Here is a 13492-nt window from a genome sequence, read left to right as displayed (position 1 = left end):
GTACGGAACACAGTGCGGCTTGGGAGGCTCCCGGAAGAATGTCTGTCCCTGACGGGGACAACAAGCACCTCGCCATGGTGGGGTCGGGTGCAGACTTGAGGTTAACACTACCGGATCCAACAAACATTCCCCCTCTCGAAATCCGGCAACCGAGTGTCAGGTCGCAAGCGGCAGCACGCTCGCTCCCTGGGCATCCAGCTCGAGCCGGTTCGCGGCCCAGCCGTCGCCTGCCAGATGAGCCACCTTGTCGGCGCTGTCGTGATCCGCCAGCGCCAGAACGGTGGGACCCGCGCCGGAGATGACCGCCGGCACTCCGTCGGCCCGCAGCCGCTCCACCAGCGCCGCGCTCTCCGGCATGGCGGGCGCGCGGTACTCCTGGTGGAGACGGTCCTCGGTGGCCGGCAGCAGCAGCTCGGGGCGCCTGGTCAGGGCCTCTACGAGCAGGGCGGCACGGCCGGCGTTGGTGGCGGCGTCGACATGCGGCACGGTGCGCGGGAGCAGGCCGCGCGCGGTCTCGGTGAGCACCGGCTTCCCGGGCACGAAAACCACCGGAACGATGGAATCGGCCGGCTCCATCCTGATCGCTCGCGCGGCACCCGCCTCCATCCAGGAGAGGGTGAACCCGCCGAGCAGACACGCCGCCACGTTGTCGGGGTGGCCCTCGATCTCGGTGGCGAGCTCCAGCAGGGCCGTGTCGTCGAGCTTGGCCTCGCCGCCTATGGTCACGGCGCGCGCGGCGACGATGCCGGCGCAGATGGCGGCCGAGGAGGAACCGAGGCCCCTGCCATGCGGGATGCGGTTGGCGCAGACGATCTCGAGGCCGCGCGGCTGGCCGCCGAGCAGGTCGAAGGCGGTACGCAGGGAACGTACGAGAAGGTGGCTTTCGTCACGCGGCAGCGTCTCGCTGCCCTCACCCGCGATGTCGATGTGCAGCCCGGAGTCGGCCACCCGGACGACAACGTCGTCGTAGAGCCCCAGCGACAGGCCCAGGGCGTCGAAGCCCGGGCCGAGGTTGGCGCTGGTGGCGGGGACGCGCACCCGGACGGCGGCGGCGCGGAACGCTGGACCGGCCATCGCTTGATGACTCTCCTTGAACTGCGTGATTGTCGAAGACATTCGATGACGTACGAACACCCCTGGGGCCGCTTCCGGGCCGCGGAGACGGCGCGGCACCGCACCCCATGCGGAGGCATATGCGGCGGGCGGGTTCGGTACAGCCTATCGAAGGTAGGTTCTGTGGCGACATAGGGCGCACAGGAGGCGCACGATGCGTGTCGTATGCCCCCTGTGCACCCCCTGTCGGGAAGTTCCCCAGGTAAGCGCCCTCGTACTCGCGGACGCGAGCCCCGTACGACGGGGTGTGGCCCGCTTACGCCTGCGCTTACGCCAGCCCGAGCCGCTCGGCCGCCGTGGCCGCGTCGACCGGGACGGTGACGGGCTGCGGGGCGCCGGCGACGGCCCAGTCGGGGTCCTTGAGGCCGTTGCCGGTGACGGTGCAGACGATGCGCTGGCCCGGGTCGACCTTGCCCTGCTCGGCGGCCTTCAGCAGACCGGCGACGGACGCGGCGGACGCGGGCTCGACGAAGACGCCCTCCTGCGCGGCCAACAGCCGGTAGGCGCGCAGGATTTCACGGTCCGTCACCTCGTCGATCGACCCGCCGGACTCGTCCCGCGCGGCGAGCGCGTACTGCCAGGACGCCGGGTTGCCGATGCGGATGGCGGTGGCGATGGTCGACGGGTCCTTGACGATCTCGCCGCGCACGATGGGCGCGGAGCCGGAGGCCTGGAATCCCCACATGCGGGGGGTCCGCTTCGAGACACCGTCGGCGGCGTACTCCTTGTAGCCCTTCCAGTACGCGGTGATGTTGCCCGCGTTGCCGACCGGCAGGACGTGGATGTCGGGGGCGTCGCCCAGCATGTCCACGATCTCGAAGGCGGCCGTCTTCTGCCCTTCGATACGCACCGGGTTAACCGAATTGACCAGCGCCACGGGGTAGTTGTCGCTCAGGGCCCGGGCGAGCGTGAGGCAGTCGTCGAAGTTGCCGTCCACCTGGAGGATCTTCGCGCCGTGCACGAGGGCCTGGCCCATCTTGCCGAGCGCGATCTTGCCCTGCGGGACGAGAACGGCCGAAACCATGCCCGCGCGGACGGCGTAGGCGGCGGCCGAGGCCGACGTGTTGCCGGTGGAGGCGCAGATGACGGCCTTCGCGCCCTCCTCCTTGGCCCGCGTGATGGCCATGGTCATGCCGCGGTCCTTGAAGGAGCCGGTCGGGTTCGCACCCTCCACCTTGAGGTGGACCTCGCAGCCCGTGCGCTCGGAGAGCACCTGCGCGGGCACGAGGGGCGTGCCGCCCTCGCGGAGCGTCACGACCGGAGTGGTGTCGGAGACGGGCAGCCGGTCCCGGTACTCCTCGATGATTCCGCGCCACTGGTGGGTCATTGCTGGTTACTCTCCTTCAACCCGCATGATGCTGGCGACACCCCGCACGGTGTCGAGCTTGCGCAACGCCTCGACGGTCCCGACCAGGGCCGCGTCGGACGCACGGTGGGTGACGACGACGAGGGAGGCCTCGCCGTCCTTGCCCTGCTGGCGAACCGTATCGATCGAGACACCGTGCTCTGCGAACACGGTCGCCACCTGGGCGAGAACACCCGGTTTGTCCGCCACGTCGAGGCTGATGTGGTAGCGGGTGACAACCTCACCCATCCCCGACACGGGCAGGGCGGCGTACGCCGACTCGCCGGGCCCCGTTGCCCCGCTGAGCCGGTTGCGGCAGACGGCGACGAGGTCGCCGAGCACGGCCGAGGCGGTCGGGGAACCACCCGCGCCGGGGCCGTAGAACATGAGCTGGCCGGAGGCGTCGGACTCGACGAACACGGCGTTGTACGCGCCGCGCACGGAGGCCAGCGGGTGGCTCAGCGGGATCATCGCGGGGTGCACGCGCGCGGTGACGGACGCGCCGTCCTCGGCCCGCTCGCAGATGGCGAGCAGCTTGATGGTGCAGCCCATCTCCTTGGCGGAGGCGAAGTCGGCCGCGGTCACCTCGTTCATGCCCTCGCGGTAGACGTCGTCGAGGCGCACGCGCGTGTGGAAGGCGATACCGGCGAGGATCGCGGCCTTGGCGGCGGCGTCGAATCCTTCGACGTCGGCGGTGGGGTCGGCCTCCGCGTACCCCAGGGCGGTGGCCTCGTCGAGGGCCTCCTGATACCCGGCGCCGGTCGAGTCCATCTTGTCGAGGATGAAGTTCGTGGTGCCGTTGACGATGCCGAGGACCCGGTTGACCTTGTCGCCGGCGAGGGACTCGCGCAGCGGGCGGATCAGCGGGATGGCGCCGGCGACGGCGGCCTCGTAGTAGAGGTCCTTGCTGTTCGCTTCCGCCGCCGCGTGCAGGGTGGCCCCGTCCTGGGCGAGGAGCGCCTTGTTGGCGGAGACGACGGACGCGCCGTGCTCGAAGGCGGTGGTGATGAGGGTGCGGGCGGGCTCGATGCCGCCGATGACCTCGACCACGACGTCGATGTCGCCGCGTTTGACGAGGGCGGTGGCATCGGTGGTGATCAGCGACGGGTCGATGCCCTCACGGACCTTGGAGGGCCGCCGTACGGCCACGCCCGCGAGCTCCACGGGCGCCCCGATCCGGGCGGCGAGGTCGTCGGCGTGCGTCGTCATGATGCGCGCCACCTCTGAGCCGACCACTCCACAGCCCAGCAGCGCCACCTTCAGCGGACGCGTACGCATCATCCGACCTCGTTTCCTCTTACCGTCTACGGTTGCACCAGTCTCACTCACCGGACGGGACTTTCTGCCCTTCGTCCGGATCGTGAGATATCGATTTCATTTCTACCGGGGTGGAAGACAGGAGATCTTCCACCCCGGTGTCTTTGCGGGTTACCCGACATCGAGACGGAGGAGGTCCTCCTCCGTCTCCCGGCGGACGATCACCCGGGACTCGCCGTCGTTCACCGCGACGACGGGCGGCCGGAGGACATGGTTGTAGTTGCTGGCCATGGACCGGCAGTACGCACCCGTCGCCGGTACGGCGATGAGGTCACCCGGCGCCAGGTCGGCCGGCAGGAACGCGTCCTTGACCACGATGTCCCCGCTCTCGCAGTGCTTGCCGACGACACGGGCGAGCATCGGCTCGGCGTCGCTCGTCCGGGACACGAGGGCGACGCTGTACTCGGCGTCGTACAGCGCCGTACGGATGTTGTCCGACATGCCGCCGTCGACGGAGACGTACGTCCGCAGCCCGTCGAGCGGCTTGATGGTGCCGACCTCGTAGAGCGTGAAGGCGGTCGGCCCGACGATGGCGCGCCCCGGCTCGACGGAGATACGGGGGGTCCGCAGACGGGCGGCCTCGCACTCACGGGTGACGATCTCGGTCAGCGCCTTGGCGATCTCGTGCGGCTCACGGGGGTCGTCGTCACTCGTGTAGGCGATCCCGAGCCCGCCGCCGAGGTCGATCTCGGGCAGCTCCACGCCGTGCTCGTCACGGATGTCCTTGAGAAGCGAGACCACCCGGTGGGCGGCGACTTCGAAGCCCGACATGTCGAAGATCTGCGACCCGATGTGCGAGTGGATCCCGATGACGTCCAGCCCCTCGAGCTGGAGCGCCCGCCGCACGGCCTCGGCGGCCTGCCCACCGGCCAGCGGAATCCCGAACTTCTGGTCCTCGTGGGCGGTCGCGATGAACTCGTGGGTGTGTGCTTCCACGCCCACGGTGATACGGATCTGGACGCGCTGCCGCGTGCCGAGCTCCTGCGCGATGTGGGCGACGCGGACGATCTCCTGGAAGGAGTCGAGGACGATACGTCCGACGCCTGCGGTGATCGCGCGGCGGATCTCCTCGACGGACTTGTTGTTGCCGTGGAAGGCGATGCGGTCGGCGGGCATGCCGGCGGAGAGGGCGGTGGCGAGCTCACCCCCGGAGCACACATCCAGGTTGAGCCCTTCCTCGTGCAGCCACCGCACGACGGCACGGGACAGGAACGCCTTGCCGGCGTAGAAGACGTCGGCGTCGGTCCCGAAGGCGCTGCGCCAGGCGCGGGCCCGGGACCGGAAGTCGGCCTCGTCCATGAAGTAGGCCGGGGTGCCGTGCTGTTCGGCCAGGGTCTTCACGTCGATACCGCCGACGGTGACGACGCCGTCGGCGTTGCGGCCGACGGTCTCGGCCCACACCTTCGGGTCGAGGGTGTTGAGGTCGGCGGGCGGGGCGGAGTAGTGGCCCTCGGGGAAAACGTCGGCGTGGCGGGGCCCGGCGGGGTGTGCGGAACGGCTCATGACTTTCGTGGGCTCTCTCAGAGATGGTCGGGTGCGTCGATGCCGAGCAGGGACAGGCCACCGGCCAGCACCGTCCCGGCGGCTTCGGCGAGCGCGAGCCGGGCGCGGTGGGTGGCCGAGGGTTTCTCCGCACCGCGGGGAAGGACGGCGGGCAGCAGGGGCAGGACGGCATCGGCGACGGTGACGAGGTGCCGGGCGAGACGGTCGGGGGCACGGTGGGCTGCCGCCTGGGCCAGCAAGCGGGGGTGATCCGCGAGCAGGACGACGACGTCGTGCCGTACGTCCCCGGGCTCGGCGTCGAACCCCAGGTCGGCGGCGTTGCGGCTGAGAGCCCGGGTGCGGGCGTGGGCGTACCGGACGCGGAAGAGAGGGTTGCTCTCACGCTGGACGAGGTGCCCGTCCGTAACACGGGGCCGGTCGTGACCGGCGGGATGAAGCAGGGCCCAGCGTGCGGCGTCACGGCCGAGCGGGAGGGGGTCGACGGGGGCGGGCACCGGACGCACGGCGTAGTGGGGCAGCGCGGGTGAGTCCTGCATACGACGCCCGTCGACCCGTACGCCGAGGATGTCGACCCAGCGCGGATCGAGGGGCGCCTCGCATCCGGTGCGGACGGCGGCCCCCTGGGACTGCAGAATCCGGGCGAGGGCGTCCATCACCACGACGGCCCGTACCTCGTGGGGGCAGTACAGCGGGATGAAGTCCGCCGAGGGGCCGTTGACGTATCCGTACCGCGTGCCGCGCCGCCGGATCTCCTCGACGACGGTGGCGGAGGCGGTGGCGCCGAGGCTGATGTTCAGGAAACCGGGGCCGGTGATGACGACGTCGGTGATGCCGTCGGTTGCGCCACCGGTTGCGCCATCGGTGACGCCGCTGCTGACGCCGTCGCTGCTGAGCAGGAGGGCCTGCAGGATCTCGGCAACCTCCCTCGGCGGCCGCCCGGCCGGGCGCGCGAGCTGAAGCGCGATGTTGGTGGCGTAGTCCCCACAGCCCCCGGGCCCCGGGGCTGTGACCACGACCCGCTCCGGCACGGCGACCCGCAGCTCCCCGTCATCGACAGCACGACGCACCGCGCGCAGCACGGTACGGGAGAGCTCGACGGGGGTCACGGGACAAGCGTATGGGAGGAGGGGGGTGGGTATGCGAATGGGTTTGGGGAGGGTCCGGGATGTGGACGGGTGGATGGGTGGACGGGTGTGTGTGGGGGGTGGCGCGGCGGGTGGGTGTGGGTGCCGGTGGGCTGCCGACGTGGGTCGGGCACGCCCAGGGATGCGTCTGACCGACCGGGGGGTGGGCTGCCGACGTGGGTCGGGTATGGCCGGGGATGCGTCTGACCGACCGGGGGGTGGGCTGCCGACGTGGGTCGGGCACGCCCGGGGATGCGTCTGTCGACCGGGATGCCGGGCCGTCAAGCCCTGTTGTGCCGGTCCGGAACGGCCCTCGGCGTCAGCTTCCGGTGCGCCCGGCGGCCTCGCCGGCTGCCCCCAGGACGCCCCCGAACACGGCCGTGTCCTCGCTCCCGCCGTCGCGTTCCGCGCCCCTTTGCAGAGCCCGTTCCGCGTTCCTCCTCACCTCGATCAACCTCCCTACGAGGCTGACGAGTTCGGCGGGCTCGAAGGGCTTGGCGAGGAAGGCGTCAACGCCGACGTCGAGGCCGGTGTCGACCTCGTACTGCGTACAGGCACTGATGATGGCGACGGGAAGATCACGGGTACGCGGATCGGCGCGCAGCCGAGCGGCGGTGCGCAACCCGTCGAGCCGCGGCATGACGACGTCCAGGGTGACCACGTCGGGCCGCACCTGATGAACGACTTCCAGACACTCGGCACCATCGGCCGCGGTCACCACCTCAAGCCCCTCCAGCTCGAGATTGACCCTGATCAGCTGCCGGATGACCTTGTTGTCGTCCACAACAAGCACCCGGCCCGACGCGCCTGGCACAACTCGAGAGTAGGTCCGGACCGGCCACCGCGTCCGGGTTTTCCCCACTTCCACCCCCTGCGAGCGAGCCACCCCAGGTCACACCCCGTGCGGCGACCCCATAAGCCCGTTCATGAACACCCCACCGAAGCTGGTAGGGTTCTACCCGTCGCCGCCAAGCAAGGCGCCCGACACGCCCCCGTAGCTCAGGGGATAGAGCAACGGCCTCCGGAGCCGTGTGCGCAGGTTCGAATCCTGCCGGGGGCACCCTGTATGAGGTGCCCAAAGACCCCGCCATCAGCGAGAGCGCTGAGGACGGGGTCTTCGCGTATCTGCAGGCGTTATGCCGCCCGGAGCGGCCCGATGTCGGAGGCAAGGGCCCGCACCGGCGCCAGGCGGCGGCCCACCAGGACACTCGTCGCGCGGTGGAGGCCACCCGCAGCTCCCGCTGGGGGTGGCCGGCACCTCACCAAGGCCCGCTCAGGGGCTGGCGGTGGCGAGTCACGTGGTGCGCCTGTTCGGGCGTCGGTGTCTGCCTGTGTCGCTGTTGCGTTGCTGCTGGGGTGCGTGGCTGCCACTCGTTGGAGGCTCGGTCCGGCGGGCCCGTCGTCGCCGCTCAGCCGAAGTGGTGGTGGTCCCGGTGAGGAAGCTCCCCGGGGGTCAGCAGTTCGGACGCCTGGTGCTGGGTGTGTGCGGCTGCTATTTGTGCTTCCGTCACGGCGTCTCCGCGTTCGCGCACCAGGTCTTCATAGATCGGCAGGTGATCGCTTCCGGTGGGAGTGCGGGGAGTGGGTGCCATAAAGCTGGTCCTTCGCTGGGTAATGCCGTCAGGCCCTGTTGAGTCGGGCGGCAATTCCGTGCCCGAGGAGCAGATAGAGGACGGCCGGGAGGCCGTAATTGAGGAGGACTCGGAGGCCCTCTGTGTCCATCGTGAAAATGTCCTGTGCCCATCCGGACAGCCAGTCCGCCGATCCGTGCACGAATTCCACGAACGCGTTGCCTTGGTTCGCGTCGAGCAGGTACAGCACGATCCACAGGCCTAGCAGACCTGCCGCGACGTCGGCAATCGTGCAGATTGTCAGGGCCGCTTTGCGTGCGGTGTCCGGGTTGTGCTGGGGGCGGTCGGGGGGTGGGGGCTGGTCGTAGGGCTGGTAGCCGGGAATCGGGTCGGTGTTCACGAGGAAATCCGTTCTGACGCGTTGCCGGGCGGAGGGTGTGAGCCATCCCGCGAAACCGGAAACGGACGTCGAGGATGACCTGCTTCTGCCTGGTTCTGCGTCATGCGGACGTGACCGTGTTACACCGCTGCCCTGATCGTCCCCAAACAGCGGCAATATGCCGGCCTATTCGGGTACTTGCCTCAATAGGCGCGTGCGGCCGTACATTTACCGCACATTTGCGCATGCACCGGCATCGCCGGGTCCCGGAGGGCGGGTCAGGCCTGCCTGGCCGTCGGGAGCATCGCCCAGACCGTCTTGCCCGCAGGCTGGCGTCTCGTCCAGCCCCAGTGTTCGGACAGGGCGTCGATGATGCGCAGCCCGCGGCCGTGCTCATCGAAGGGGTCACTGGTGTGCGGGTAGACAGGGAGGTTGTCGCTCGGGTCGACGACGGCGCAGACGAGGTGGGCCGGGCGCCGGAGGCTGAGCCTCAGCCAGATCTCGGTCTCGGGGCGCGACGGGGTTGCGTCGGCCGAGCAGGGCGAGGGGGGCGATACGGCGTGCAGCACGGCGTTGGCGAGCAGTTCGGTGACCACCGTGAGGGCGTCGGCGCTGCAGTGGTCCAGTGCCCAGTCGTCGAGCGTGCGACGGACGAAGTCGCGGGCTCGGCCGCAGCCCTGTTCGGCGCCGACCAGGCGCAGGGCGGCGGAACGAGGCGAGGTACGCGGGGGCTCGGGGCTGCCGAGCGGGCGGAGGCCCGAGGTGCCGCGCTGTGCTTCCGGCGTCACCGTCAGCCCCGCATGGGGCGCAGCGCTGCCGGGCAGTTGGAGCCCTTCGTACGCAGGTAAGGACACAACGTCTCCCTGATACATGGTCAGGACAGGGCGTCCGCACTGCCGTTGACGCCACGGACTATTATCCACGCCGACGGCTCCTCCGTGCAATTTCACGGGAAATTGCGGGAAGGTGTCGGCGCAGAGCACGTGGTGCGGCCGGTGTCCGGCGGGGCGTCGGGGTGCGCGCGTGGCCGAACGTGAGCAAGGAGAGTGCAGTGCCAACAGCACAGAACGGCGTACGGGCAAGCTCGTTGGGCGTCCGCTGGATCAAGAGCCGGCACAGCAATGCCGAGGGCAACTGCGTCGAGGTGGCGAGCCTGGGCGACGGCAGCATCGCGATGCGCAACTCCCGCGACCCCGAGGGGCCGGCCCTGGTGTACACCCCGGCCGAGATCACCGCGTTCCTGGCGGGCGCCAAGGAGGGAGAGTTCGACCACCTCGTGTGACCTGGACGGAGAACCGGGCGGGAGGCGAAACACCGCCGGGAAGCGGAAGTTGAGCCTTCTAATTGCTGCGGTTCCGGCAGCAGGAGGCGGCGGGATGCGATAATGCGGTCTGTCGTATGCCGGTCTACGGGGAGTCAGGATGTCCGCCGAGTCACCTCGCATCTCCCGCCTCGAGCCCTACCTCAGCCGGACCGAACCCGCGCCGACCCTGCTGAAGATGCTGGTCGGCGTCCAGTTGGCGGGTATCCGCGACGACGCGGGCCTCTCCCAGGACCAGGCGGCGCGTGCCGTGGGTTTCAGTCCGGCGAAGCTGTCGCGCATCGAGGCGGGCAAGGGGCGTCGGCCGCCGGCGGAGGCCGATGTCCGCCTGCTGCTGAACGAGTACCGGACCGAGGAGTACGAGGCCTCGGTGCTGCTGCAGTTGCTGAAGCGTGCCGGTGAGCCGGGGTGGTGGCAGCGCTATGACAAGCGGCTGATGCCCGAGTGGTTCGACCGGCTGGTCGGGCTGCAGGAGGCCGCGACGGCCATCCGTACCTTCGAGATCCAGTACGTGCCCGGCCTGTTGCAGACCGAGGCATACGCACGGGCCGTGGTGGAGCGCGGGCTGCCGTCGGCGCCCGGCCGCGAGGTGGAGCGGCGTGTGGAGCTGCGGATGCGGCGGCGCCAGCTTCTGCACCGCGCGGACCCGCCTCAGCTGTGGGCGATCGTCGACGAGTCGGTGCTGCTGCGGATGCTGGGCAGCCGCGAGGTGATGCGCGAGCAGCTCGAGTATCTGGAGGAGATGGCGCGGCTCCCCCATGTGACCCTGCAGATCGTGCCCCTGGACGTGACCAACGCGTCCGCGCCGGCCATTCCCGTCACCTATCTGCGCTTCGGCGGCATCGATCTGGCCGACATCGTCTATCTGGAGCACATCAAGAGCGCCGCGTTCCTGGAGGACCAGGACGAGACGGAGGAGTACCGGATCGCCCTGGACCGTCTCGGCGACGAGGCCCTCAACCCGCGCGAGTCGCTGGAGCGGCTGCGTGAGACGAAGGCCCGCTACTCCCCTGCCCCGTAGGACACTGCACGCCGTAGGACACCGCAACCAGTACGGCACTGCGCCCCGTGGGCGAGGCCTCGTTACGGCAGGCGGCCCACGCCGCCGAACTCGATCCACTCCTGGGTGAGTTGACGCGGCGCCACCTCGGTGTCGGGGCGCCAGGTGGAGACCTCCACCAGGCCGGGGTCGAGAATCTCCAGGCCCTCGAAGTACTCCGCGACGTCCTTCTCCTGGCGCACCCGGCCCCAGTGACCCTGGGTCGCCTGGTCCATGAAGTCGGTGACGAACTCACGGACCTTGGGGTCCTCGCTGACCAGCTGGCACATCAGCATGAAGCTGCCGGGCGCGAGGTGCTCGCGCACCCGGCGGGCCACGGCGAGGGGGCCGTCGGTGTCGCTGTCGGGGATGCAGTGGAAGACCGAGTTGAACAGCACCGCCACCGGCTGCGAGAAGTCGATCAGGCGCTCGGTGTCGGGGTGGGCGAAGATCGCGTCGGTCTCGCGCATGTCGGCGTGAATGACGGCCGTGTTGTCGTTCTGGTCCAGCAGGGCGCGGCCGTGGACCAGGACCATCGGGTCGTTGTCGACATAGACCACGCGCGAGGACGGGTCGATGGACTGCGCGACCTGGTGGACGTTGTTCTGGGTGGGCAGGCCTGAGCCGTGGTCGAGGAACTGCCGGATGCCGTGGTCCTCGGCCAGTGTCCTGACCACCCGCTGCAGGAAGCGGCGGTTGTTCAGGGCGAGGGCGCGGGTGCTGGGGACGACCTTGTCCAGCTCCTCGCAGGCGGCTCGGTCGGAGGCGTAGTTGTCCTTGCCGCCGAGGTAGTAGTCGTACATGCGCGCGGCTGTCGGGATCGCGGCATCGATCGACGTGGACAGCTGCTTTCCAGGCTCCATCGTTTCCCCCAGTCACAGGGCCGGCCGAGGAGATCACCTCGCCGACAACACATCCTAGGGAGGCGGCAGTTGGTGGGGCCAGTCCATCGGTCAACCGCCGGAGAAATGTGCCCTCGGCGAGCGGAGGGCGAGTGGCCGCCGGGGGAACCGGCGGCCGGAGTGCGACTCAACCCGGCCGCGAGGCAACGGAATTGTCCGGAGAGAGCGTCTCTCGTCCCGGATGTCGTTGTGTCGTCAAAGGTTCGTAGATGTATACGAGGCACTGCAGTTCGACGCCAGTCAGAGCGCGCCCTCACCGTCATGGAGCCGCATCCGTGAGGGCTTCTCGGACGCCTTTCAAGATCGGGGCTGTGCTGCGCGCCACTTCGAACTAGGGTTCTCGGTCGGAAGCCACATTCGACGGGGGTACGCACGTGGCCGATTCGGCGCGCTCGCTCGACGACACCGCGCAGGACGGGGGAAAGCCGGGCCGGTTCACCGGCATGGGCCCCTTCATGCTCGTCTGGAGCGGGCAGGCGATATCGCTGGTCGGTAATTCCGTCCTGCGTTTCGCCTTCGTCTTCGAGACCTGGTCGGCCACCGGCCGCGCGACGGCGCTGACCACGCTGTCGCTGTGTGCCCTCCTCCCCCAGGTGCTGCTGAGCCCGCTCGCCGGGGCCTTCGTCGACCGGGTCAGGCGACGTACCGCGCTGCAGGTGGCGGACGGCGGCGGGCTGTTGATCGTGGCGCTGCTCGGCGTCCTGCACTTCACCGGCGGGCTGCACACCTGGGAGGTCTACGCGGCGGTCATGCTGCTCGGCTCGGCCGCCGCCTTCCAGTTCCCGGCGCTGGGCGCCTCGGTGCCGCTGCTCGTGGACAAGGCCCAACTGCAGCGGGCCAACAGTCTGCTCGCCAGCGCCAAGAGCACGGCGGATGTCGGCGGTCCCGCTCTGGGCGGGCTCCTGGTGGCGTTCTCCGGGCTCGGTTTCATCCTCGTCGCCGACCTGGTGAGCTTCGCTCTCGCGCTGGTCGCCATCCGGGTCGTGCGGATGCGGGGGGACACCGGTCCCGCGAGCAAACCGGCGGGCGGGCCGCGCAAGAAGCTCACCGCGGAGGCCATGGAGGGGATGCGATTCCTCTTCCGGTATCCGAGCCTGCGCGATCTGATGCTGGCCTTCTGCGTGGTCAACCTGGTCATGGTCTTCGGCTTCGCCGCCGTACAACCCATGGTTCTGGCCCGGTCCGGCGGTGAGACCGCGGCGCTGGCCGGCGTCAACACCGCGATCGGCGTCGGCGGGGTCGCGGGCGGGCTGCTGATGGCGGCGTGGAGCGGGCCGAGGAACCGGGCCCGGGGCATGCTGCTCGGGATCATCGGCATGTGCCTGTCCGCCCAGGTGGCGATGGCACTCGTGGGGGGCGTGGTCGGCTGGTGCGCGGCCATTCTGGTGGGCGCGGCGCTGATGCCGATGATCAACGGCGTGATGCAGGCGATCGTCCAGACCAAGGTGCCTCAGGAGTGGCACGGCCGGGTCTTCGGCGCCGTGATGTTCCTGTCGCAGATCTCCGTCCCGCTGGCGACCGCCGTCTCCGGGCCGCTCGCCGACGAGGTCTTCGAACCGCAGGCCGCGGAGGGCACCGGGATCTTCGTGGTGCTGGGGCCGCTCGTGGGCGACGGGCCGGGCAGCGGCATGGCCGCGATGCTGCTCATCGCCGGCCTGTGCGGCATCGCCGTCGGGGTGCTGAGCATGACGCGGCGCACGGTGCGGGAGATCGACACGCTGCTGCCCGATGTCACCGACGACTCCCCCGACACGGCCGACATCGGCACCACCGACATCGATGCCACCGACGGCTCCGGACGCCCCGGCGATCCCGAGGACCCGGAGAACCCCGACCACCCCGACAACCCCGGGAACAAAGAGCTTGTGGAGGGCTGAC

13 protein-coding genes and 1 tRNA gene are annotated in these 13492 nt (G+C 69.8%); 4 read left to right on the top strand and 10 right to left on the bottom strand.

Translation table 11 applies throughout. The features are described from left to right. Nucleotides 1-156 precede the first annotated feature (156 nt). The 6 genes from thrB to ACWGDB_RS25995 form a co-directional block, all read right to left on the bottom strand. Nucleotides 157-1074, bottom strand: coding sequence for a homoserine kinase (gene thrB / locus ACWGDB_RS26020; RefSeq protein ID WP_369273410.1), 918 nt, complete (start codon nt 1072-1074; stop codon nt 157-159). Nucleotides 1075-1381: 307 nt separating this feature from the next. Beyond that, nucleotides 1382-2440 (bottom strand): threonine synthase, encoded by a 1059-nt coding sequence (gene thrC, locus ACWGDB_RS26015; protein WP_383602614.1) that lies wholly within the window; start codon nt 2438-2440, stop codon nt 1382-1384. 6 nt (nt 2441-2446) lie between these two features. After that, nucleotides 2447-3739, bottom strand: a complete 1293-nt coding sequence (locus ACWGDB_RS26010; RefSeq protein WP_427839918.1) for a homoserine dehydrogenase — start codon at nt 3737-3739, stop codon at nt 2447-2449. Between the two features lie 147 nt (nt 3740-3886). Next, nucleotides 3887-5278, bottom strand: a complete 1392-nt coding sequence (gene lysA, locus ACWGDB_RS26005) for a diaminopimelate decarboxylase (RefSeq protein WP_453824617.1) — start codon at nt 5276-5278, stop codon at nt 3887-3889. 17 nt (nt 5279-5295) lie between these two features. Then, nucleotides 5296-6384 (bottom strand): ArgS-related anticodon-binding protein NrtL, encoded by a 1089-nt coding sequence (gene nrtL / locus ACWGDB_RS26000; RefSeq protein WP_453824616.1) that lies wholly within the window; start codon nt 6382-6384, stop codon nt 5296-5298. Nucleotides 6385-6721: 337 nt separating this feature from the next. After that, entirely contained in the window at nt 6722-7288 is a 567-nt protein-coding gene (locus ACWGDB_RS25995; protein ID WP_453824615.1) for a response regulator, read from the bottom strand. Nucleotides 7289-7390: 102 nt separating this feature from the next. On the opposite strand from ACWGDB_RS25995, the gene ACWGDB_RS25990 reads away from it, so the two are divergent. Then, nucleotides 7391-7462 (top strand) — tRNA-Arg (locus ACWGDB_RS25990). A 349-nt stretch (nt 7463-7811) separates the two neighbouring features. Here ACWGDB_RS25990 and ACWGDB_RS25985 read toward each other — a convergent pair. The 3 genes from ACWGDB_RS25985 to ACWGDB_RS25975 all read right to left on the bottom strand — a co-directional run bounded on the left by ACWGDB_RS25985 (nt 7812) and on the right by ACWGDB_RS25975 (nt 9206). Next, entirely contained in the window at nt 7812-7994 is a 183-nt protein-coding gene (locus tag ACWGDB_RS25985) for a hypothetical protein (RefSeq protein WP_453824614.1), read from the bottom strand. 28 nt (nt 7995-8022) lie between these two features. Further along, entirely contained in the window at nt 8023-8373 is a 351-nt protein-coding gene (locus tag ACWGDB_RS25980) for a hypothetical protein (RefSeq protein WP_453824613.1), read from the bottom strand. Between the two features lie 257 nt (nt 8374-8630). Beyond that, the gene (locus ACWGDB_RS25975) at nt 8631-9206 is read right to left on the bottom strand and encodes an ATP-binding protein (RefSeq protein WP_453824612.1); all 576 of its coding nucleotides are present in this window, start codon (nt 9204-9206) and stop codon (nt 8631-8633) included. Between the two features lie 197 nt (nt 9207-9403). Between ACWGDB_RS25975 and ACWGDB_RS25970 the strand changes: the two genes are divergently transcribed. Together ACWGDB_RS25970 and ACWGDB_RS25965 are read left to right on the top strand one after the other, a co-directional pair. Next, nucleotides 9404-9634 carry a DUF397 domain-containing protein gene (locus tag ACWGDB_RS25970; RefSeq protein ID WP_369273402.1) on the top strand — a complete coding sequence of 77 codons (231 nt, stop codon included), beginning with the start codon at nt 9404-9406 and terminating at the stop codon, nt 9632-9634. Nucleotides 9635-9773: 139 nt separating this feature from the next. Beyond that, on the top strand, nt 9774-10694 hold the full coding sequence (locus ACWGDB_RS25965) for a helix-turn-helix domain-containing protein (RefSeq protein ID WP_453824611.1): 921 nt from the start codon (nt 9774-9776) through the stop codon (nt 10692-10694). Between the two features lie 62 nt (nt 10695-10756). Here ACWGDB_RS25965 and ACWGDB_RS25960 read toward each other — a convergent pair whose 3' ends face one another. Next, complete coding sequence (locus tag ACWGDB_RS25960; RefSeq protein ID WP_453824610.1) at nt 10757-11575, bottom strand: SAM-dependent methyltransferase; 819 nt, start codon at nt 11573-11575, stop codon at nt 10757-10759. Between the two features lie 413 nt (nt 11576-11988). Here ACWGDB_RS25960 and ACWGDB_RS25955 point away from each other — a divergent pair, with 413 nt between their 5' ends. Further along, nucleotides 11989-13491: an MFS transporter gene (locus ACWGDB_RS25955; protein WP_453824609.1), complete on the top strand. Its 1503-nt coding sequence runs from the start codon at nt 11989-11991 to the stop codon at nt 13489-13491. Nucleotide 13492 lies beyond the last annotated feature (1 nt).

It is taken from the genome of Streptomyces sp. NPDC055013, assembly GCF_053608645.1.
The sequence above is the reverse complement of the archived record's forward strand: the minus strand, read 5'-3'. Positions and strand labels throughout refer to the sequence as shown.